Origin of the sequence: Streptomyces sp. NPDC001270 (assembly GCF_042896695.1) — a bacterium.
Classification (GTDB): Bacteria; Actinomycetota; Actinomycetes; order Streptomycetales; family Streptomycetaceae; genus Streptomyces.
Map to the genome: position 1 here is coordinate 55,863 of NZ_JBIAXM010000020.1, position 20,649 is coordinate 76,511.

The following is a 20,649-nucleotide window of genomic DNA, read 5'->3' on the forward strand; positions in this document are numbered from 1 at the left end:
GCTCGGTCTCCTCGGGTCAGGGGCGCGGCCGGTGGCCCGAACCAGCGGCCGACGGCTCGGGCCGACCGCCGCAGAGGTGAGCCAACAGTCGTATTCATGGCCAGCATTCACATTCATGGACACGCTAAGGAGCGGCGCTCCGGCTCGTCAAGGGTGGCATGGAGTGGGCGGATCCGCTCTCGTGTCGCGGGTTTGCCCGCTTGACCGGCCCCGAGTGCGGCCCGTAGCGTGGCTTCGTTCAGAAATATAGACACCGATCATAAACATGCACCGACAGGGAGCGCCCGTGACGTCAGCCCCTCTCGCCGCGCGACTCCGCAACCCCAGCGGGCCGCTGTTCTTCCCCGTCACCTCCTACGCGCCCGACGGCTCCGTGGACCTCGACGTCTACCGCGCGCACGTACGCCGGGGCGTCGAGGCCGGGGCCGCCGCCGTGTTCGCCTGCTGCGGCACCGGGGAGTTCCACGCGCTTCTGCCCGAGGAGTTCGCCGCCTGCGTACGCGTCGCCGTCGAGGCCGCCTCAGGAGAGGTACCGGTCGTCGCGGGCGCCGGATACGGCACGGCGCTCGCCGTGCGCTACGCGGCCCTCGCCCGGGACGCCGGGGCCGACGGGCTGCTCGCCATGCCGCCGTACCTCGTCGTCCCCGGCCAGGAGGGCCTGCTGCGGCACTACCGGGAGATCGCCGCCGCGACCGGCCTGCCGGTGATCGTCTACCAGCGCGACAACGCGGTGTTCACCCCGCCCACGGTGGTCGAACTCGCCCGCACGGAAGGGATCATCGGCTTCAAGGACGGCCTCGGCGACCTCGACCTGATGCAGCGCGTCGTCAGCGCCGTACGCACCGACGCCCCCGGTGACTTCCTCTACTTCAACGGCCTGCCGACCGCCGAGCAGACCCAGCTCGCCTACCGCGCCCTCGGCATCACCCTCTACTCCTCGGCCGTCTTCTGCTTCGCCCCCGAGATCGCCCTCGCTTTCCACCGGGCGCTGCGGGACGGCGACGAGACCTCCGCGCACCGGCTCCTGGACGGCTTCTACCGCCCGTTCGTCGAACTGCGCGCGCAGGGCCGCGGCTACGCCGTCGCCTTGGTCAAGGCGGGCGTGCGGCTGCGCGGCTGCGACGTCGGCGGGGTGCGGCCGCCGCTGCACGAACCGAGCGAGGAGCACGTCAAACAGCTCGCCCAGGTGATCGAACGCGGCTACGCGCTGCTGGCGGCGACCGCGTGAAGGCATCCGGATTCGTCTACCCCTGGGACGTGGTCGGGGACCCGGCGGCGCCCGCGCGGTTCGCCGGGCTCGGCACCGCCCAGATCACCCTCGCCGCCGCCTACCACTCCACCCGCGCGCTCACCCCCCGCCATCCGCGCCACCGGATCGTCACCGCCGAACACGCCGCCGTGCTCTACCCCCTCGGCGGCCACTGGGCGGGCCGCATCCCGCGGCCCCACCCGGCCGGCGACTGGGCGCCGGGCGACGCCTACGGCGAGGCCGCCGACGCGCTCGCCGCGGCCGGCCTGGAGGTGCACACCTGGGTGGTCCTCGCGCACAACTCCCGGCTGGGCGCCGAACACCCGGACACCTCGGTCGTCAACGCCTACGGCGACCGCTACCCGTGGGCCCCCTGCATCGCGCAGCCCGCCACGCGCGCGTACCTGGTCGGCCTCGCCGCCGAGGCCGCCGTACGCCCCGGCGCCCGCGGCACGGAGCTGGAGTCCCTCGGCTGGTACGGGCTGGCCCATCTGCACGCCCACGACAAGACCGGCGGGGTCGGCCTCGGCGAGGCCGGCCAGTACCTGATGTCGCTGTGCTTCTGCCCCGACTGCCGCGCCGGGTACGGGGAGCGGGGCGCCGACCCCGACGAACTGGCCGCCGCCGTACGGACGGCGCTGGAGCCGCTGTGGCGCGGCGCGCCGGAGGCCGGCGGCTGGGCGGGCGTGGAAAGGCTCCTCGGCGCACCGCCGGCCGCCGCCACGCGCGCGTGGCGCGACGACACCGCCCGCACCCTCCAGGAGGCGGCCGTCGCCGCCGTCCGCGCCGCCGCGCCCGAGGGCTTCCAGGTGCTGCTGCACGCGGACCCGGTGTCGTACCACTGCGGCGCCAACGCGGGCGTCGACCCCGAGCACATCCTGTCCGTCGCGGACGGAGTCGTCGTGCCCTGCACCGGCGGCCCGGAACTGCTCACGCCCTTCGCCGGGCGGCGGCGCGCGGGCACCGTGCTGGCGGCCAACCTCACCGTGGTCTCCGGCATGGGCGGCAGCCCCGGCACCCTGGCGGCGGACGCGGCCCGGGCCCGCGCGGCGGGCGCCACCGAACTGCGCCTGTATCACCTGGGGCTGGCGTCGGACGGCGACCTGGCGGCGGTGCGGGAGGCGCTCGCCGGACGCTGAACCAGGGACAGGGCCATCGCCAGCAGCGCCACCCCGAGCAGGGGCAGCAGCAGCCGGACGTCCGCCACTTCGACCAGGGCGGCCCCGGCGGCCAGCCCGACCACGTTCGGCGTGAACAGCAGGGTGCTCGCGGTGGCGGACGCCCGGCCCAGCAGCGGGCCGGGCGTCTCGCGCTGTACGGCGGTGAGCGCGGCGATCAGCACGCACGGCAGCCCCACCCCGCCCGCCACGCCGCACAGCAGCGCCGTCGGCTCGGTGGGCAGCGCGCGACCGGCCACCGCGAGGGCCAGCAGGGCGATGCCGGCCGCCGCGAACCCGCGGTCGCCGAGCCGGCGCAGCGCGGGCCCGGAGACCAGCCCGAGCGCCACCGAACCCGCGCCCTGCGCGGCATACAGCACCCCCGCGAAGGCGGGGGAGCGACCCAGGCTGTCCACGACGGCGTAGGTCGCCGCGCCGTTGACGGCGGTGCAGAACATCGTCGCGCCGCCCGCCAGGACCAGCACCCGCGGCGTCGGGTGCGCCCACAGGTGCCGGACGCCCTCCGCGGTCCGCTGCCACCGGCTTTTGGTGGGGCGGTCCGGCGGCTCCTCGGCGACGCGCAGCAGGGCGCACACCCCGGCGGCCAGCACGAAGGTGACCGCGTCCAGCAGGGCCACGGCCGCCCCGCCGTACGCCGTGTACAGACCGGCACCGGCCAGCGGCGCGACCAGCTTCATGCCCTCGCCCGCGGTCATCCGCAGCCCGTTGAAGTCGCCGAGCAGCTCCGGGCCGACGGCCGCGGGCAGGAGCGCCGACTCGGCGGCGTCCTGCACGACGCCCGCGGCGCCGTACAGGAACAGGACGGCGAACAGCAGCCACAGGTCGTCCGGCGCGTCGACGGCGAACAGGACTGGCAGGAGCGCGGCCAGCACCAGGTTCAGGGCGATGAGCAGCGGTTTTCGCCGCACCCGGTCGGCGAGTGCGCCCAGGACGGGTCCGGCGGCGGTCGGTGCCCACATCGCCAGCAGACTCAGCGCGGCCAGCCCGTCGGAGCCGGTGAGGTCCTTGACCCACACACCCGACGCCAGCCACAGCGAGGACGAGCCGAAGCCCGACACCACCACCCCCGCCAGATACAGCCCCGCGTCGCGGTCGCGCAGCACGCGCGTCACCGTCCAGGACATCCAGGACGCCCGGACCCTCGTCTTGCTCGTCATGTCCGGTCATCGTGGTGCTGAGGCAGGCGCGCGGGCATCGGGCAGATGCCTGAGAAACCGCGGGGACCGCGGCGGCCCGAGAACCTCCCGGCCCGGACGCCCCCAGCGGGAACCCGTCGGCGGGAATCCGTCGGAATCCGTCATTCCTGCCCCTGGGGCGGGCGCGTGCCTGGGCCTAGCGTCGGCCGCATGCGCTACGTCGTGCCGGTCGTCATCGGCCTCCTCTACGTCCTGTTGATGTGCCTCCTGCGCGAGCCGCACCGGCTGCGCCTGAACGCCGTGATGGTGGCGGGCGCGGGCGCCGCCTACCTCAGCAGTGGCGGACTGGACGGCTGGGACGTCGCCTTCACGGTGGTGATGACGTACGTCGCCTTCCGCGCCGTGGACTCGTGGACGTTCGTCGGGATCGGCTGGCTGCTGCACACTGCCTGGGACGTCGTCCACCACCTCAAGGGCAGCCCGCTGCTGCCGTTCTTCCACGACTCCTCGCTGGGCTGCGCGATCTGCGACCCGGTGATCGCCATCTGGTGCCTGTCGGGCGGCCGGACCTGGCGGGAGCGGCGGCGGTCCGAGCCGGAGGGGGCGGTGCCGGGGCGGGCCGCCGGCGACCCCGTACCGGTTCCGCCCGCCGCCGATGAGTTTCCCGGCCGCCGCCGGTCCACCCCCTGAACGACCCCCAGCCGTGACAGGAGACCCGCATGACCGGCACGATGCTCGACCTCGGCCCGCAGACCCTCATCGTGGCGCGGCTCGCCGAGGAGGTGACGGACGAGCAGCTCTCGGTGGCGACACCCTGCCCGGACCTCGCGGTGCGCAACCTGCTGGGCCATCTGACGGGGCTGTCCGCGGCGTTCCGGGACGCGGGCCGCAAGCAGTTGGGCGCGACCACCGACACCAGCCCGGACGCCGCCACACCGGACATCGGCCCCGACTGGCGCACCGAGTTGCCGAAGGCGCTCGCGGAACTCGCCGACTCCTGGCGCGATCCGGCCGCCTGGACCGGTGTGACCCGGGCCGGCGGAGTGGACCTGCCCGGCTCCGTCGCGGGCGCCGTGGCCGCCGGTGAACTGGTCATCCACGGCTGGGACCTGGCCCGCGCCACCGGCCGGCCCTATGCACCCGACCCCGCCGCCCTGGAGGCGTCGTACGCCTTCCTGCTGACCGCGACCGAACACCCGCCCCGGGACGGCGGCCTGTTCGGCCCGGTCGTCCCGGTCCCGCAGGACGCTCCGCTGCTGGACCGGGCGCTCGGCCTGAGCGGCCGCGACCCGGGCTGGAAGGCGTAGCCCGCGGGCGGGGCGGACCGCCCTTCGCCCCGCCACCGAGCCGTGCGATACTCGCCGGGCATGACGACGCGCTTCGGGGGAAGGCGGGGCAGGGTGACCGGCGAGAAGGGTGCGGCGGTCGAGATCCGGGCCGGGAATCCGGCGGACCTCGACGCCGTCTACGACGAACTGCGCGGCGTGTCCGGCATTCACCTGCGGGCCGGGTCCGCGCCGGCGGCGGCCGGCGAGCAGGGATCGGCACTGGAGTTCATCACCGCCGCCTGCTCCGGCGGGGCGATCACCATCCTGCTCCAGATCGTCAAGACGCTCGTCGAGTCGCGTGGTTCGCAGATCACGCTGAAGTTCCGCCGCGGCGAGGACCGGCTGGAGGTCACCGCCTCGAACGTCGACGAGATCCTGCCGCTGCTTGAGAACCTGTTCGACGATGAGCCCTGATCGCTCCCGGTCCCGGGCGATCCTGATCGGTACCTCGCACTACCGTGACCCGGCCATGCGGCCGCTGCCCGCCGACACCTGCGTCAGCGCCATGGCGGCGCTGCTGAGCGGCGACCTGTGCGGCTGGCCGGCCGAACGCGTCACACCGATCGAGGACATGGACAGCCCGCGGGACGCGGTGCTGGAACTGGTGCCGCTGGTACGGGACGTCACCGACGTCCTCCTCGTCTACTACGTCGGCCACGGCATGCGCACCCGGGACGGGCAGTTGGCGCTCGCCATGACGGGAACCGTGCCCGATCCCGAGGTGCTGCCGGACTCGGCGCTGCCGTATCCGCGGCTGGTGGAGGTCCTGAGCGGCTCGCCCGCCGCGACCAAACTGGTGATTCTGGACTGCTGCCACGCCGAACTGGGCATGGACGCCGACTTCCACTTCCAGTCGGGCTCCGCCGCCGAACTGGCCGACGCCCACCCGGTGGACGGGCTGTACTTCATCGGCGCCAGCTCCCGCTACCAGAAGGCGAAGTCCCCCATCGGCGGCAGGCTGACGCACTTCACCCACACCTTCATCGACGTGGTGGAGAAGGGCATCCCGCACAAGCCGGCCGAGCTGAACCTCCGGCAGATCTTCGTGGAGACGCGGTCCCGGCTCCTGCGGGCGGGTCTTCCGCAGCCCGTCGACGGCGGTGTGCGCGACGCCTATCAGTTCCCCTTCGCCCGCAACGCCGCGTTCCACGCGCTGCCCGGTGCCGCCTCGGAACCGGCGCCGCCTCTTCCGGGCCCGGCCACCACCGGCCCGTCGGCCACCCGCCCGTCCGCCACCGAACCGTCCGGCCTGCGGCGCCCCTCGCGCCGCGCCCTGCTGCTCGCCGCGGCCGGCGTCACCGTCGCCGCGACGGCCGTTCCGCTGGGCCTGTCCCTGCTCTCGTCGGCCGGCGGCGAGGCCGCGGGCAAGGAGTCCGGCGGCAAGGACGGCGAAGGCGCAGGACCCGAGCCGACCCCGTACGCCACGGTCCGGCAACCGGGCGTGATGGACGCCGCGTTCAGCCCGGACAGCAAGACCCTGGCCACCGGCAACGGCGACGGCACCATCTCGCTGTGGGACGTCGCCGCCCGCAGACGCACGGCCGTCCTCACCGACTTCACCGGCCCCGCGTTCAACGGTGTGGTGTCCGTGGCGTTCAGCCCGAACGGCGCCTTCCTGGCGGGCGTCGACAGCAAGGAGGCCGGCGGCGACTCCGCCCGGGACGGCACGATCTCGCTGTGGGAGGTGGCCACCCGCAAGCGCCTGGCCACCCTCACCGACGAGGGCGTCGTCCTGGTCAACCAGGTCGCCTTCAGCCCCGCCGGCGCCATCCTGGCCAGCGCCAACGGCATCGGGACGATCTCGATCTGGAGCGTGGCCGCCCAGGCGAAGATCGCCACCCTCACCAGCGCCGTGGCCGGCGTGCACACCAGCACCAAGCAGGTGAACTCCATCGCGTTCAGCCCGGACGGCTCGATCCTCGCCGCGTCCACCGTCGCCGGACTGGTCGAACTGTGGGACGGCGCCACCTACACGAAGATCGCCACCATCGCGGGCTCCGAGACGGGCGTGGGCGCGCTGGCGTTCAGCCCGGACGGCAAACTCCTCGCCGGTGCCACCGCCGGCAGCGTGGTCCACCTGTGGGAGGTCGCCGGCCACAAGGAGATTGCCGTCCTCACCTACACCGACTCCCCCGACGAAGGGCTCGCCGCGGGCGTCGTGGGCTCCCTGGAGTTCAGCCCGGACGGCAGGTTCCTGGCCGGCGGGACCCAGGCGGGGCTGCTCCTGTTCTGGGACGTCGCCACCCGCAAGGCCGCCGGACGGCTCGGCAGGTTCACCTCCTCCGGCGGCTCCGACACCGTGGGCGTCGCGTTCAGCCCGGACGGCAAGGCGCTGGCCGCCTCGCTGCTCGGGAAGGTGGCTCTGTGGAAGCTCCCCGGGGGAGGGGCATGAGGCCGCTGCGGCCGTCGGACCCGGAGACGATCGGGAGCTACCGGCTCGTCGCCGAACTGGGCAGGGGAGCCCTGGGCCGGCTGCTGCTGGCCGGCGCGCCGGACGGCCGGCTGATCGCGGTCAAGCGGATCCGCGCGGACTTCGTCGAGGAGGACGGCTTCCGCGCGCGGCTCCGCCGTGAGACGGACGCCTGCCGCGCGGTGACCGGCGCGCACACCGCGGCGCTGCTCGATGCCGACGCGGAGGCGCCGGTACCGTGGCTCGCCGCGGAGTTCGTGCCCGGGGTGTCGCTGCGCGAGGCGGTGGACATCGTCGGCCCGTTGCCGGAGGACGCGGTGCTGCGCCTGGCCGCCGGTCTGGCGTCGGCCCTGACCGGGATCCACCGGGCCGGTGTGGTGCACCGCGATCTCAAGCCGTCCAACGTGATCCTCACCGCCGACGGCCTCAAGGTCACCGGCTACGGCGTGGCGCGGGCGACCGACGGCGAGGACGGCGGCGACCTCACCCACACCGGCTGGCTGGTCGGCGCGGGGTTCATGGCACCGGAGCTGGCCGAGGGCCGGCGCCCCACCCCGCGCGGCGACGTGTTCTCGCTCGGCGCGGTGCTCGTCGCCGCGGCCACCGGCAGGGGCCCGTTCACCGGCCCGTCGGCACCACAGACGCTGTACAACGTCGTGCACACCGAGCCGGACCTCGACGCGCTCCCCGAGCGGCTGCGCGAGATCGCCGGACCCTGTCTGGCCAAGAACCCGCTCCAGCGGCCCACGCCGTCCCAGTTGCTGGAGACCCTGGAGCGGATCGCCCCCGCCGACCGGCCATGGCCACCGGCCGTACGCACCCTGCTGGCGGGCCGCCGGGCCGAGGTGACCCGGCTCGTCGCATCGGCGGCCCGCGACCGGGACACGATCCCGGACGCCGCCGACGGCGCAGACGGCGCCGGGCCGGGGCCCGCACCCGGTGAACCCGCCGCGGACGCCCCGGCGGACCACGGCGCGGTGTGGCGCGCGGCACGGACCGGCTCGCTGGTCGGTCTGCCCGCGCTGCTGGCCGGCGTACTGCTCGGGGTGCTGCTGCCCGCGTTCGACGACGGGCCTTCCCCGCCGCCGGCGTCCGCGTCGGGCGCGAGAACGTCAGGCACGCCGTCGCGGTCTCCGTCGCCGTCCCCGTCCGCCTACGCGGCGAAACCGGTGGCCACCTTCTTCGGCCACACCGGCTACATCCTGGGCCTGGCGTTCAGTCCGGACGGCCGCGTCCTGGCCTCCGGCAGCGGCGACGGCACCGCGCGCCTGTGGAGCATGACGAGCCACCGCCGACTGGGCCGCCCGATGACCACCGGTTCTCTCGACATCGACGGCGTGGCGTTCAGCCCGGACGGCCGCACCCTCGCCACCGCGGGCAGCGACGGCACCGCCCGCCTGTGGAACGTGGCCGATCAGCGGCAGATCGGCCGCGCGATGAGCATCGGGTCCGACGCCGTCCACAGCGTGGCCTTCAGCCCGGACGGGCGGATCCTCGCCACCGGCGGCGGCGACGGCACCGTACGCCTGTGGAACGTGGCGGACCAGCGCCAGCGGGGCGAACCGCTCCAGCGCTTCCCCTACACCGATGTGAGCAGCGTGGCCTACAGCCCGGACGGCGCCACCCTCGCCGCCGGAAGCAGCGACGGCCTCACCCGGCTGTGGGACGTCGCCGGCCGCCGCCAGATCGGCCGTCCCCTGGGGCCCTCCCTCAACGTCGACAGCGTGGCGTTCAGTCCGGACGGCGCAATCCTGGCCACCGGCGACTGGGACCACGGCACGCGCCTGTGGGATGTCGCCAGTTACCGGCAGCTCGCCAAGCTCGACGGCACGAGCCCCGTGATGAACATCGCGTTCAGCCCGGACGGCCGGGTGCTGGCCACCGTGGACACGGACCGCCTGCGGCTGTGGGACGTCGCCGGCCGCCGCCGGCTCGGCGAGATCGTCAGCGGCGCGGTCAGCGGCCCCAGCAGCGTGGCCTTCAGCCCCGACAGCCGGTCCGTCGCCGTGGGGAACGGGGACAACGACGGCACCGTGCAGGTGTGGAACGTCCGCTACCGCCCTTAGCCCGGCCCCCGGTCCGGCCCCCGTAACCCGGCTGTCCGCGCGGTGACATGGCTTGATGAGGCGGGTCCGTCGGCCCGGGGCATTGACGGATCCCGCGCCCCCTCCTACCTTCGGCGCGTCATACGTCGTATCTCATGTACGAGACACGACGCGAGATCGCCTTCGCCAGATCACTTGCGCCGGCTCACCTTCGCCAGATCGCCCGCGCCGGATCCGAGAGGTGCGCATGACCGCCGTGCCCACGCCGATCCCGTCCCGTACGCAGTTCGTGCTCGACGCGATCAGACACCGCATCCTGACCGGTCGGCTGACGCCAGGTCAGGCCCTGGTGGAGACCGAGCTGGCCGCGCAGTTCGGGGTGTCCAAGACCCCGGTGCGCGAGGCGCTCAAGACGCTGGCCGGGACCGGGCTGGTCGTGCTGAGCCAGTTCAAGGGCGTCACGGTGCGCACAGTGGACGCGGACATGGCACACGAGGTCTACGACGTGCGGCTGCTCCTCGAACCGGAGGCGCTGCGCCGGACCGTACGCCGCGGCGCCGGTCTGGACGAGGCCCGCGAAGCGCTGGACCGGGCCGGCCGCGCCACCGACCCCGCCGAACGCTCCCTGGCCAACCGCGAGTTCCACCGCGCCCTGTACCTGCCGTGCGGCAACCCGCTGCTCGGCCGGATGCTCGACGAGGTGCGTGACCAGGCCGCCCTGGTCTCCGCCGCCGCCTGGGCCGCCGACCCCTCCTGGCAACGGGAGGCCGACGAGCACCGGGAGATCCTGCGCCTCGCCCTGGCCGGTGACGCGGACGGCGCGGCCGGCGCCCTGCACACCCACATCGAGACGTTCCTGCGGCGTGCCTTCCCCCGGGCGGAGCCGGAGCGGACGCCGCACGGGAAAGGCCGGTGACAGGCATGACGTTCGCGGACCAGCGGCGCGCGCTCGCCGATGTGGTGGCCGTCCCGGTGACCCCGTTCGCCGCGGACGGCAGCGTCGACCGGGACACCGGCCGCGCCCTGCTGCGCCGCCTGCTCGACGGCGGCGTGGTCACCCTGACCCCAGGCGGCAACACCGGCGAGTTCTACGCCCTCACCCCTGAGGAACGCCGGCTGGTGGCGGAGCTGACCGCCGACGAGGCCGGCGGCCGGGCCGAGATCATGGTCGGCGTCGGTCACGACGTGCCCACCGCGGTCGCCTCCGCCCGGCACGCCCGCGCGCTGGGCGCCTCGATGGTGATGGTCCACCAGCCCGTCCACCCCTACGTCTCGCAGCACGGCTGGGTCGACTACCACCGCGCCATCGCCGCGGCCGTCCCCGGACTGGGCGTCGTCCCCTACGTCCGCGACGCCCGGCTGCCCGGCGCCCGGCTCGCCGAACTCGCCGACGCCTGCCCGAACGTGATCGGCGTCAAGTACGCCGTCCCGGACGCCGCCCGGTTCGCCGCCTTCGCCCGGGACGCCGGCCTCGACCGCTTCGTCTGGGTGGCCGGCCTCGCCGAGATCTACGCCCCCTCGTACTTCTCCGCGGGCGCCACCGGATTCACCTCCGGCCTGGTGAACGTCGCCCCGGCCCTGTCGCGGCACATGATCGAGGCGCTGCGCGCGGGCGACCACCCGGCGGCGATGAAGGTGTGGGAACGGATCCGCCGCTTCGAGGAACTGCGCGCCGCGAACGGCTCCGCCGACAACGTCGGCGTCGTCAAGGAGGCCCTCGCCTCGCTCGGCCTGTGCCGCCGCGACGTCCGGCCGCCCAGCAGCGGGCTGCCCGAGGACACGCGCGCGGAGGTCGCCGCGATCGTCGCGGGCTGGCCGGCATGACCGGCGGCGCCCCGGACAGGGCCGCGGCCGGCGTCCCGCGCAGGACTCCGCGGGAGCTGCGCAGCCACCAGTGGTACGGCACCGACGGCCTGCGCTCCTTCAGCCACCGCGCCCGGACCCGCCAGCTCGGCTACCTGCCCGAGGAGCACCTCGGCAAGCCGGTCGTCGCGATCCTCAACACCTGGTCCGACATCAACCCTTGCCATGTGCACCTGCGCGAGCGGGCCCAGGCCGTCAAGCGGGGCGTGTGGCAGGCGGGCGGCTTCCCGCTGGAGTTCCCCGTCGCCACGCTCAGCGAGACCTTCCAGAAGCCGACCCCGATGCTGTACCGCAACCTGCTCGCCATGGAGACCGAGGAACTGCTGCGCTCCTACCCGGTCGACGGCGCCGTCCTGCTGGGCGGCTGCGACAAGTCCACACCCGCGCTGCTCATGGGCGCGGCGAGCGTCGACCTGCCGACGGTGTTCGTGCCCGCCGGGCCCATGCTGCCCGGCCACTGGCGGGGCGAGGTGCTGGGGTCGGGCACCGACATGTGGAAGTACTGGGACGACAAGCGGGCCGGTCTCATCGGCGACTGCGAGATGGCCGAGCTGGAGAGCGGTCTCGCCCGCTCGCCGGGCCACTGCATGACCATGGGCACGGCGTCCACGCTGACCGCCGCCGCCGAGGCGCTGGGAGTGACCGTGCCGGGCGCGTCCAGCATTCCCGCGGTGGACTCGGGGCACGACCGGATGGCCGCGGCGGCCGGGCTGCGCGTCGTCGAACTGGTCCACCGGGACCGCAGGCTGTCCGCCGTCCTCACCCGCGAGGCGTTCGAGGACGCGGTCACGACCGTCCTCGGACTCGGCGGCTCCACCAACGCCGTCATCCATCTGATCGCCATGGCGGGCCGGGCGGGCGTCCGGCTCACCCTCGACGACTTCGACCGCATCGCGCGCACTGTGCCGGTGCTGGCGAACGTCCGGCCCGGCGGACGGACGTACCTGATGGAGGACTTCCACTTCGCGGGCGGCCTGCCCGGCTTCCTCTCCCGGATCCCGGACCTGCTGCACCTGGACCGGCCGACGGTCTCCTGCGACACCCTGCGCGAGCAGCTGGCCGGTGCCCGGGTGCACGACGACGACGTGATCAGGCCGCGGGACAACCCGGTCGCCGAGGAGGGCGGGGTCGCGGTGCTGCGCGGCAACCTCTGTCCGGACGGGGCCGTCATCAAGCACATCGCCGCCGGGCCGCACCTGCTCAGGCACACCGGCCCCGCCGTCGTCTTCGACGACTACCGCACCATGCAGCGCACCATCGACGACCCCGGGCTCGGCATCACCGCGGACAGCGTGCTGGTGCTGCGCGGCGCCGGACCCAAGGGCGGTCCGGGCATGCCCGAGTACGGCATGCTGCCGCTGCCCCGCCATCTGCTCCGCCAGGGGGTGCGGGACATGGTGCGGATCTCCGACGCCCGGATGAGCGGCACGAGTTACGGCACGTGCGTGCTGCACGTGGCCCCCGAGTCGTACGTCGGCGGGCCGCTGGCACTGGTGCGCACCGGGGACCTCATCACCCTGGACGTCGCGGCGCGGACCCTCCGGCTCGAAGTGGGCGACGAGGAACTGGCCCGGCGCCGGGCGCGCTGGACACCGCCTCCCCTCCGCTACGAGCGCGGCTACGGCGCCCTCTACAGCGAGCAGATCACCCAGGCCGACACCGGCTGCGACTTCGAGTTCCTGGCCCGGCCGGGCCAGGTGCCGGACCCCTACGCGGGTTAGGCCGGGTGCCGGTGCGGGTCGGCCGCGGCCGGGCACGGGGCGGCGCTCAGGACCCGGGTCCGAACCGGATCCCGCCGTGCACGTCACGGCTCTGGACGAGCGTGGTGACCGTTCCGCTGTTGCTGTTGTGCACGGAGTTGCTGTTGTGCACGGAGGCGGCGGGCGTGCCGAGTTCACGGACGAGGCCGAGGAGTTCGGGCCGCTCGGCGACGGCGGCCAGCAGGAAGGCCGTCCAGTGCGCGGTCAGCCGGGCCCGCGCCTGCCCGGCGTCCGAGTCCCCGGCGTCCGGGTCCCCGCCGGCGTCCGGGTCCTGGGCGGCCGTCCGCCGGTGCGCGTCGTCGAGGCGCCGTTCGACCTCGTCCGCCGGCTCCCCGGTTCGTCGGCTCCACAGGGCCGCGAGCCGGGTGCGCACCTGTTCCCAGCCGTCGGCCAGCACGGCGGTGACCAGTGCCTGGGCCCCCGGAATCACGAGCGGTACGAGATCCATCGCGGTGTCCCCCTCAGTCTGCCGCCGGCTCCGTCCGTTCCGGTGTGCCGTGCACCGCCGCCGGCGGCCTCCGTCTGTGCAGTGTGTCCGCGGCCCGGCACGGTCAACCGTCCCGGTGCCGCGGTCCGGCCACCGGGCCCCGGCTGGGACACGGGGACCGGCGCGGCCGGCCGCCCCTGTCAGTTCTGCAACGCCGCCTGCATCATCGCCTTGGCCACCGGCGCGGCCAGCCCGTTGCCGCTGACCTCCGACCGGGCCGCGTCCGACTGCTCGACCATCACCGCGACGGCGACCTCCTTGCCCGTCGAGTCCGACTTGCCGTACGCGGTGAACCAGGCGTACGGCGTCTTGCTGTTGTTCTCGCCGTGCTGCGCGGTGCCGGTCTTGCCGCCGACGGTGACGCCGGAGATCTGCGCGTTCGTACCCGTGCCCTGTTCGATGACCGTCTGCATCGCCGACTGGAGCTGGTCGGCGGTCGCGGAGCTGATGATCCGCTCGGTGCCGGAGCTGTCGTCGTAGTTCTGCAACACGTCGCCGCCGCTGTCGGTGATCTGCGACACCATGTGGGGCGAGGCCAGTTGCCCGCCGTTCGCTATGGCCGCCGACACCATGGCCATCTGGAGCGGGGTCGCCGTGACGTCGAACTGGCCGATGCCGGACAGACCGGTCTGCGCGTCGTCCATGCCGGTCGGATACACGCTGGTGTAGGCGCGCACCGGGACGTCCTGCTTGTCGTCGTTGAAGCCGAACTTCTCGGCCATCGCCCGCACCTTGTCCTGACCGAGGTCGACGGCCATCTTGCCGAAGACGTTGTTGCAGGAGTACTCCAGCGCGGTACGGATCGTGGCGTTCTCGCAGGGCGCGGACGCGCTCTCGTTCCGCAGCGGCGTGGAGGTGTTCGGCAGCATGTACGGGTTGGGGCTGACGGTGTTCTCGTCCACCGAGGAGTACAGGCCGTCCTCCAGCGCCGCCGCCGCGACGACCAGCTTGAACGTCGAGCCGGGCGGCAGCGGCTGGCGCAGGCCGCGGTTGGTCAGCGGCTTGTCGGGGTCGTCGTTGAGCTTCTTCCAGGCCGAACCGGCGGTGCCCGCGTCGGTGAGCGTGGACGGGTCGTACGACGGGGTCGAGACCACCGCGAGGATCTTGCCGGTCTTCGGGTCGATCGCGACGGCGCCGCCCTTCTTGTCCCCGAGTGCGTCGAGCCCGGCCTTCTGCACGCCCGGGTCGATGGTCGTCACCACGTCGCCGGGGTCGGCCCGCTTGCCGGTGATCGTGTCCATGACGGTCTTGAGCCGGGTGTCCGTGCCGTTGAGCAGGTCCTGGTAGATGCCCTCCAACTGGGTGGGCGCGTAGCTCTGCGAGGCATAGCCCGTCACCGCGGCGTACAGCGCACCGTCCTTGTAGGTCCGCTTGTACGCGAGGTCGCTGTTCCCCGAGGTGCGTGCCGAGCCGGTGACCGAGTTCCCGGCCACGATGATGTTGCCGAGCGGTCCCGCATACGTCTCGATCCCGTTCCGCCGGTTGTTCTTGTCGTCCGCGAGGGCCTGGCCGTCGTAGAACTGCACCCATGTCGCCCGCACCAGCAGGGCGAACACCAGCAGCAGCGTGAAGACGGACACCCGCCTGATTGTCTTGTTCATCCCGGTTGAAGGACGCGCGGCCGAGGGGAATCGTTCCCCGGGGTCCGTTTTCTCATCAACCGTTCAGGAAGGCCGCGGTCCGCCTCGGTGGCCGGCCGCCGGACGTCTCCGTCGCGCCGCGGCGGCGGCCCGGGTCCGTCACAGCCTGCGCGTGGCCAGGGTCAGCCGGTCGCGGGCGTCGAACAGGGCGTCCTTGACCGTCTGTTCGTGGGCGGGGGTCAGCCGGGCCACCGGCACCGAGCAGCTGATCGCGTCGCGGGCGGGGGTGCGGTAGGGGATGGCGACGCCGAAGCAGCGCAGCCCCAGCGTGTTCTCCTCGCGGTCGACGGCGAAGCCCTGCTCCCGGACCTGGTGCAGCTCCTCGATGAGCTTCTCCCGGTCGGTGATGGTGTGCTCGGTCAGCGCCGGCAGGGTCTGCGGCAGCAGCTTGCGCACCTGCTCGTCGGTGTGGGTGGCCAGCAGTGCCTTGCCGAGGGACGTGGAGTGCGCGGGCAGCCGGCGGCCGACGCGGGTGAAGGGGCGCAGATAGTGCTGCGACTGGCGGGTGGCCAGGTAGACGACGTTCGTGCCGTCCAGGCGGGCCAGGTGGATGGTCTCGGTGGTGTCGTCGGAGAGGCGGTCCAGGGTCGGGCGGGCCGCCGCGACCACCTCGTCGCCGTCGATGTACGACGTCCCGACGAGCAGCGCCCGCACCCCGATGCCGTAGCGCGTGCCGGTCGCGTCCGTCTCCACCCAGCCCAGCTCCACGAGCGTGCGCAGCAGCATGTACAGGCTGGACTTGGGGTATCCGACAGCCTCCTGTACCGCAGCGAGGGAGTGCATGCCGGGGCGGCCGGCGAAGTATTCGAGCAATTCAACGGTCCGCACCGCGGACTTGACCTGCGCCCCGCCGCCTGCCTCGGCTGCCGCCATCGCCCTCGACCCCTTCGTTCGGCGTTGTTCGAGTCGTTTGATTCGTTCGACGAGAACCTGGAGATATAGTTTCCGGCAATGGGTTCATCACCAGAGACAGTGTTCAGTATATCGAACGCTGCTGGTGGATGAGCCGCTCTCGGCCTGACAAGTGGAGGGGACCCGCGGTGGCAGCAGCACCAGTCTGGAGTGTCGACCCGCGTACCGGGAAGCAGCGGGAGCAGGTTGCGGTGGAGGCCACGGCCGAGGAGGTCGACGACACCGTCCGCGCCGCCCGTGCCGCGCGCACGTCGCTGGCCGACCGCGCCGTCCGCTCGGCCTTCCTGCGCTCGGCCGCGGCCGGCCTGGAGGCGGCCCGGGACCCGCTGGTCGAGGCCGCCGACGCGGAGACCGCGCTCGGCCCGGTCCGGCTGACCGGCGAACTCGCCCGAACCGCCTACCAACTGCGCGCCTTCGCGGACCTCGTCGACGAGGGCGCCTTCCTCGACGTCATCATCGACCACCCCGACGCCACCGCCACCCCGCCCGTCCCGGACCTGCGCCGCTACAAGGTCCCGCTCGGCGTCGTCGCCGTCTACGCGGCCTCCAACTTCCCCTTCGCCTTCTCCGTCGCCGGCGGCGACACCGCGAGCGCGCTGGCCGCGGGCAACCCGGTGGTGGTCAAGGCCCACCCCGACCACCCCGCCCTGTCCGAGCTGGTCGCCGACGTGCTGCGGCGCGCCGCCGCCGGGCACGGCATCCCTGCGGGCGCCGTCGGCCTGGTGCACGGCTTCGCGGCGGGCCTCGAACTGATCAGGCATCCGCTGGTCGCCGCCGCGGGCTTCACCGGTTCGGTGCGGGGCGGGCGCGCCCTGTTCGACGTGGCCGCCGCCCGTCCGGTGCCCATCCCCTTCCACGGCGAGCTGGGATCGCTGAACCCGGTCCTGGTGACCGAGGCCGCCGCGGTCGAGCGCGCGGAGGAGATCGGCTCCGGACTCGCCGCCTCGATGACCCTCGGGGTCGGCCAGTTCTGTGTGAAGCCGGGCCTGGTCCTCGTCCCGTCCGGCGCGGCGGGCGACCGGCTGGTGAAGTCCCTGGCCGACGCCGTCAGCGAGACCGAACCCGGAGTGCTGCTCGACCACCGCATGCGGGACGCCTTCGTCGCCGGGGTGCGCGAGCGCGGCCTCCTGGGGGGCGTGGAGTCGCCGGTCACCCCGGGCGCGGGCGGCGAGCACACGGTCGGCGCCGGGGTCCTGGCGGTGCCCGCGGACCGGCTGGCCGCCGCGGGCGCCCACGACCTGCTGCTGGAGGAGTGCTTCGGCCCGGTCAGCGTGGTGGCCCGGTACGCGGACGACGCGGAGGCCGCGGCCGTGCTGTCCCGGCTGCCGGGCAACCTCACCGCCACCGTCCAGCTGTCCGCGGCGGAGGCGGCCGGTCAGGGGCGGGGCGCGGAGATCCTCGCGGAGCTGACCCCGCTGGCCGGGCGGGTGCTGGTGAACGGGTGGCCGACCGGGGTGGCGGTGGCGCCGGCCCAGCACCACGGCGGGCCCTACCCCGCGACCACCTCCACATCGACCTCCGTGGGCGGTACGGCCATCGAGCGGTGGATGCGTCCGGTCGTGTACCAGAACACGCCGCAGGCCCTGCTGCCGAAGGAACTGCACGACGACAACCCGCTGGGGCTTCCCCGGCGGTTCGACGGGGTGCTGGAGCGGTAGCGCCGAGGGGCCGGCGGGCGGTGGCGTCGAAGGGCCGCCGTCGGTGGCGCCGTGCGGGGCGGCCGTCCGGGGTGCCGAAAGACGGCCGTCGGTGGCGCCGTGGCGGCGCGCCGGTGGTGGCTGCGTCGTGCGGGCGGCGGCCGTGGACGAGGGGGCGGGGCCCGGCTGCTGCGTGCGGGCGGTGGGCCGGCGCGTGGATCCCCGCGCCTGCGGACCGCCCCCGACGGGCTGCGAGAATCACCCGATGGACGTGGAGCTTCCCGAACTGCCCTTCCCCCTCCGTACTTACGGACCCGACGGCCACTGGACCTACGAGGACGGTGTCCTCACCGGATGGGCCGGTCCCGCGCAGGACCGGTTCGTGCCGCCGACCGGGGAGGCGGTGGAGCCGGCCGCCGACGCACCCCGGCTGCTCGGCGCCCCCGACGGGGACTTCCAGCTGATCGCCCGGGTCACCGTGGGCTTCCGGGCCGCCTTCGACGCCGGCGTGCTCTACGTCCACGCCGGCGACCGGGCCTGGGCCAAGCTCTGCCTGGAGTACTCCCCGGACGTGGCCACCGTCTGCACGGTGGTCACCCGGGACCACTCCGACGACGCCAACTCCTTCACCGTGGACGGCAACTCCGTCTGGCTGCGGATCAGCCGCACCGGTCGCGCCTTCGCCTGCCACGCCTCCCGCGACGGCGAGCGCTGGACCTTCGTACGGCTGTTCACCCTGGGCGGCGAACAGGAGACGGGTGCGGCCCTGGCCGGGTTCATGACCCAGTCGCCGCTCGGGGAGGGCTGCGTGGTGAGCTTCGACCACATCGAGTTCAGACCCTCCTGGCCGAGCGACCTGCGGGACGGCAGCTGACCGCGACGGCGCGGGCGCGTGGGGCGGGCGCGCGGGGCGGCACGGCGGCACCGCCCCGCCGCCCGCTCCGACGCCGTACGAGTCCGCGCCGGATGTCCTACCGGTCCACCCCGGTCGTCTCGCGGGCCCGCACCCGGGGAATGAAACACGGTGTTTGAACGTTCACGCAGCCTGGCGGGGACCGTCCCCGTGTCACTGGACCGGGAGAGAGCCGAGAACATGCGCGTCGAGATCTGGAGCGACATCGCCTGCCCCTGGTGCTACGTGGGCAAGGCCCGCTTCGAGAAGGCGCTCGCGGCCTTCCCGCACCGCGACGGCGTCGAGGTGGTGCACCGCTCCTTCGAACTGGACCCCGGCCGCGCCAAGGACGACGTCCAGCCGGTGCTGACGATGCTCGCCAAGAAGTACGGCATGAGCGAGGCGCAGGCCGAGGCCGGCGAGGACAACCTGGCCGCGCAGGCCACCGCCGAGGGCCTGGCGTACCGCAGCCGGGGCCGCGACCACGGCAACACCTTCGACATGCACCGCCTGCTGCACTTCGCCAAGGCGCACGGCCGTCAGGACGCGCTGATCCAGATCCTGTACCGCGCGAACTTCGCCGAGGAGCGTTCCGTGTTCAGCGAGGGCGACGAGCGGCTGGTGGCGCTGGCCGCCGAGGCCGGGCTCGACGCCGACGCCGCCCGCGCGGTGCTCGCGGACCCGGCCGCGTACGCCGACGAGGTCCGGGCCGACGAACGCGAGGCCGCCCAGCTCGGGGCGAACGGCGTCCCCTTCTTCGTCCTCGACCGCACCTACGGCGTCTCCGGCGCGCAGCCCGCCGAGGTCTTCACCCAGGCGTTGACCCAAGCCTGGGGCGAGCGCTCACCGCTCAAGCCGATCGACGCGGGACAGGCGGACACGTGCGGCCCGGACGGATGCGCGGTGCCACGCGACTGAGCCGCCACCGGGGCGGGAAACCGCAGGCCGCGGCGGACATATAAGCGGCGGTGGGGGAACCCCGTACCACCGGCGCGATGGACGGTGGCACCACGGGCCCGCACAGTGGACGCATGGAGAGCTTCGAGAGCCTGATCCGTGCCGAGTTCGCCCCGAAGACCACCTACCTGAACACCGCGAGCAGCGGACTGCTTCCGGCCCGTACCGTCGCCGCCCTGCACGAGGCGGTGGCGGTACGGGCTGAAGGCCGTCCGCTGGGCCCGCTGCACGAGGACGTCGAGCTGGCCCGCGCCTCCTTCGCCCGGCTGGCCGCGGTCCCGGTCAGCCGGGTGGCGGCGGGCTTCTCCGTCGCCGTGCACAGCGGCGTGATCGCCGCGTCGCTGCCCGCGGGCGCCGAAGTCCTCACCGCCGAGGGCGACTTCAGCTCCGTGGTGAACCCCTTCCACGTCCGCGGCGACCTCAAGGTACGGGCCGTCCCGCTGGAACGGCTCGCCGAGTCCGTCCGGCCGGGCACCGCACTGGTCGCGGTCAGCGCGGCGCAGTCCGCGGACGGCCGGGTCGCCGACCTGCCCGCGCTGCGCGCGGCGGCGACGGCGCACGACGCCCGAACCTATGTCGACTTCTCGCAGGCCGCCGGCTGGCTGCCGATGGACGCCGGCGCGTTCGACTTCACGGTCTCCGCGGGCTACAAGTGGCTGCTCGGCCCGCACGGCACGGCACTCCTCGTCGTTCCGGAGGACTTCGGCGCGCTGACGCCGGTGCTGGCCGGCTGGGTCGCGGGGGAGAAACCCTGGGACAGCTGCTACGGGCCGGTCGCGGAACTCGCCCGCTCCGCCCGCCGGTTCGACCTGGCCCCGGCCCTGTTCAGCTACACCGGGCTGCGCCACTCCCTCGCGCTGATCGAGGAACTGGGTGTGGCCGCGGTGCACGCCCACGACCTGGCCCTCGCCGACCGCTTCCGCGCCGGGCTCGCCGGGCGCGGCCGCGCACCCGTGCCCGCGCCCGGCTCGGCGATCGTCTCCGTGCCCGGACTCGGCCACCGCCGGGAGGAACTGGCCCGCGCGGGCATCGAGGTCTCCGACCGGGCGGGCCATCTGCGTGCCTCGTTCCACCTGTACAACACGCCCGCGGACGTCGACCGGCTGCTGGACGTGCTGGCCGGCTGACCCCGGACCTGCGGTCCGGGGCCCGGCC

At 74.0% G+C, this 20,649-nt stretch carries 18 protein-coding genes; 14 read left to right on the plus strand and 4 right to left on the minus strand.

All coding sequences use genetic code 11. From position 1 onward, the window contains the following. Window positions 1-286 precede the first annotated feature (286 nt). The gene (locus ACFY2B_RS29575; protein WP_390766120.1) at window positions 287-1,228 is read left to right on the plus strand and encodes a 5-dehydro-4-deoxyglucarate dehydratase; all 942 of its coding nucleotides are present in this window, start codon (window positions 287-289) and stop codon (window positions 1,226-1,228) included. Then, complete coding sequence (locus ACFY2B_RS29580; protein WP_390766121.1) at window positions 1,225-2,388, plus strand: hypothetical protein; 1,164 nt, start codon at window positions 1,225-1,227, stop codon at window positions 2,386-2,388. Before ACFY2B_RS29575 ends, ACFY2B_RS29580 begins: the two co-directional genes overlap by 4 nt. On the opposite strand, the gene ACFY2B_RS29585 is transcribed toward ACFY2B_RS29580, so the two are convergent. Further along, entirely contained in the window at window positions 2,325-3,584 is a 1,260-nt protein-coding gene (locus ACFY2B_RS29585; RefSeq protein WP_390766122.1) for an MFS transporter, read from the minus strand. The two genes, ACFY2B_RS29580 and ACFY2B_RS29585, sit on opposite strands and share 64 nt — an antisense overlap. A 189-nt stretch (window positions 3,585-3,773) precedes the next feature. Between ACFY2B_RS29585 and ACFY2B_RS29590 the strand changes: the two genes are divergently transcribed. From ACFY2B_RS29590 to araD, 8 genes are all read left to right on the plus strand, one after another. Next, on the plus strand, window positions 3,774-4,253 hold the full coding sequence (locus tag ACFY2B_RS29590; RefSeq protein WP_390766123.1) for a DUF6010 family protein: 480 nt from the start codon (window positions 3,774-3,776) through the stop codon (window positions 4,251-4,253). Between the two features lie 29 nt (window positions 4,254-4,282). Further along, the gene (locus ACFY2B_RS29595) at window positions 4,283-4,870 is read left to right on the plus strand and encodes a TIGR03086 family metal-binding protein (protein WP_390766124.1); all 588 of its coding nucleotides are present in this window, start codon (window positions 4,283-4,285) and stop codon (window positions 4,868-4,870) included. A 93-nt stretch (window positions 4,871-4,963) separates the two neighbouring features. Continuing rightward, a complete protein-coding gene (locus ACFY2B_RS29600; RefSeq protein ID WP_390766125.1) occupies window positions 4,964-5,305 on the plus strand; it encodes a hypothetical protein in 342 nt (113 codons plus the stop codon). Continuing rightward, on the plus strand, window positions 5,295-7,283 hold the full coding sequence (locus ACFY2B_RS29605) for a caspase family protein (RefSeq protein ID WP_390766126.1): 1,989 nt from the start codon (window positions 5,295-5,297) through the stop codon (window positions 7,281-7,283). Before ACFY2B_RS29600 ends, ACFY2B_RS29605 begins: the two co-directional genes overlap by 11 nt. Beyond that, window positions 7,280-9,367: a WD40 repeat domain-containing serine/threonine protein kinase gene (locus ACFY2B_RS29610; protein ID WP_390766127.1), complete on the plus strand. Its 2,088-nt coding sequence runs from the start codon at window positions 7,280-7,282 to the stop codon at window positions 9,365-9,367. Before ACFY2B_RS29605 ends, ACFY2B_RS29610 begins: the two co-directional genes overlap by 4 nt. A 226-nt stretch (window positions 9,368-9,593) precedes the next feature. After that, window positions 9,594-10,262, plus strand: a complete 669-nt coding sequence (locus ACFY2B_RS29615) for a GntR family transcriptional regulator (protein ID WP_390766128.1) — start codon at window positions 9,594-9,596, stop codon at window positions 10,260-10,262. 5 nt (window positions 10,263-10,267) lie between these two features. Then, entirely contained in the window at window positions 10,268-11,170 is a 903-nt protein-coding gene (locus ACFY2B_RS29620; RefSeq protein ID WP_390766129.1) for a dihydrodipicolinate synthase family protein, read from the plus strand. Further along, entirely contained in the window at window positions 11,167-12,930 is a 1,764-nt protein-coding gene (gene araD, locus ACFY2B_RS29625) for an L-arabinonate dehydratase (protein ID WP_390766130.1), read from the plus strand. Before ACFY2B_RS29620 ends, araD begins: the two co-directional genes overlap by 4 nt. Before the next feature lie 46 nt (window positions 12,931-12,976). Here araD and ACFY2B_RS29630 read toward each other — a convergent pair whose 3' ends face one another. From ACFY2B_RS29630 to ACFY2B_RS29640, 3 genes are all read right to left on the minus strand, one after another. Beyond that, a complete protein-coding gene (locus tag ACFY2B_RS29630) occupies window positions 12,977-13,417 on the minus strand; it encodes a hypothetical protein (RefSeq protein ID WP_390766131.1) in 441 nt (146 codons plus the stop codon). A 179-nt stretch (window positions 13,418-13,596) separates the two neighbouring features. Next, the gene (locus ACFY2B_RS29635) at window positions 13,597-15,057 is read right to left on the minus strand and encodes a peptidoglycan D,D-transpeptidase FtsI family protein (RefSeq protein WP_390766132.1); all 1,461 of its coding nucleotides are present in this window, start codon (window positions 15,055-15,057) and stop codon (window positions 13,597-13,599) included. A 138-nt stretch (window positions 15,058-15,195) separates the two neighbouring features. Beyond that, entirely contained in the window at window positions 15,196-15,969 is a 774-nt protein-coding gene (locus ACFY2B_RS29640) for an IclR family transcriptional regulator (RefSeq protein WP_390766133.1), read from the minus strand. A gap of 167 nt (window positions 15,970-16,136) precedes the next feature. Here ACFY2B_RS29640 and ACFY2B_RS29645 point away from each other — a divergent pair, with 167 nt between their 5' ends. The 4 genes from ACFY2B_RS29645 (at window position 16,137) to ACFY2B_RS29660 (ending at window position 20,621) form a co-directional block, all read left to right on the plus strand. Beyond that, the gene (locus tag ACFY2B_RS29645) at window positions 16,137-17,666 is read left to right on the plus strand and encodes an aldehyde dehydrogenase (NADP(+)) (protein ID WP_390766134.1); all 1,530 of its coding nucleotides are present in this window, start codon (window positions 16,137-16,139) and stop codon (window positions 17,664-17,666) included. Window positions 17,667-17,910: 244 nt separating this feature from the next. After that, the gene (locus ACFY2B_RS29650) at window positions 17,911-18,519 is read left to right on the plus strand and encodes a DUF1349 domain-containing protein (protein WP_390766135.1); all 609 of its coding nucleotides are present in this window, start codon (window positions 17,911-17,913) and stop codon (window positions 18,517-18,519) included. Window positions 18,520-18,738: 219 nt separating this feature from the next. Continuing rightward, window positions 18,739-19,455, plus strand: a complete 717-nt coding sequence (locus tag ACFY2B_RS29655) for a DsbA family oxidoreductase (RefSeq protein WP_390766218.1) — start codon at window positions 18,739-18,741, stop codon at window positions 19,453-19,455. A gap of 113 nt (window positions 19,456-19,568) precedes the next feature. Continuing rightward, window positions 19,569-20,621, plus strand: coding sequence for an aminotransferase class V-fold PLP-dependent enzyme (locus ACFY2B_RS29660; protein ID WP_390766136.1), 1,053 nt, complete (start codon window positions 19,569-19,571; stop codon window positions 20,619-20,621). The last annotated feature ends 28 nt before the right edge of the window (window positions 20,622-20,649 follow it).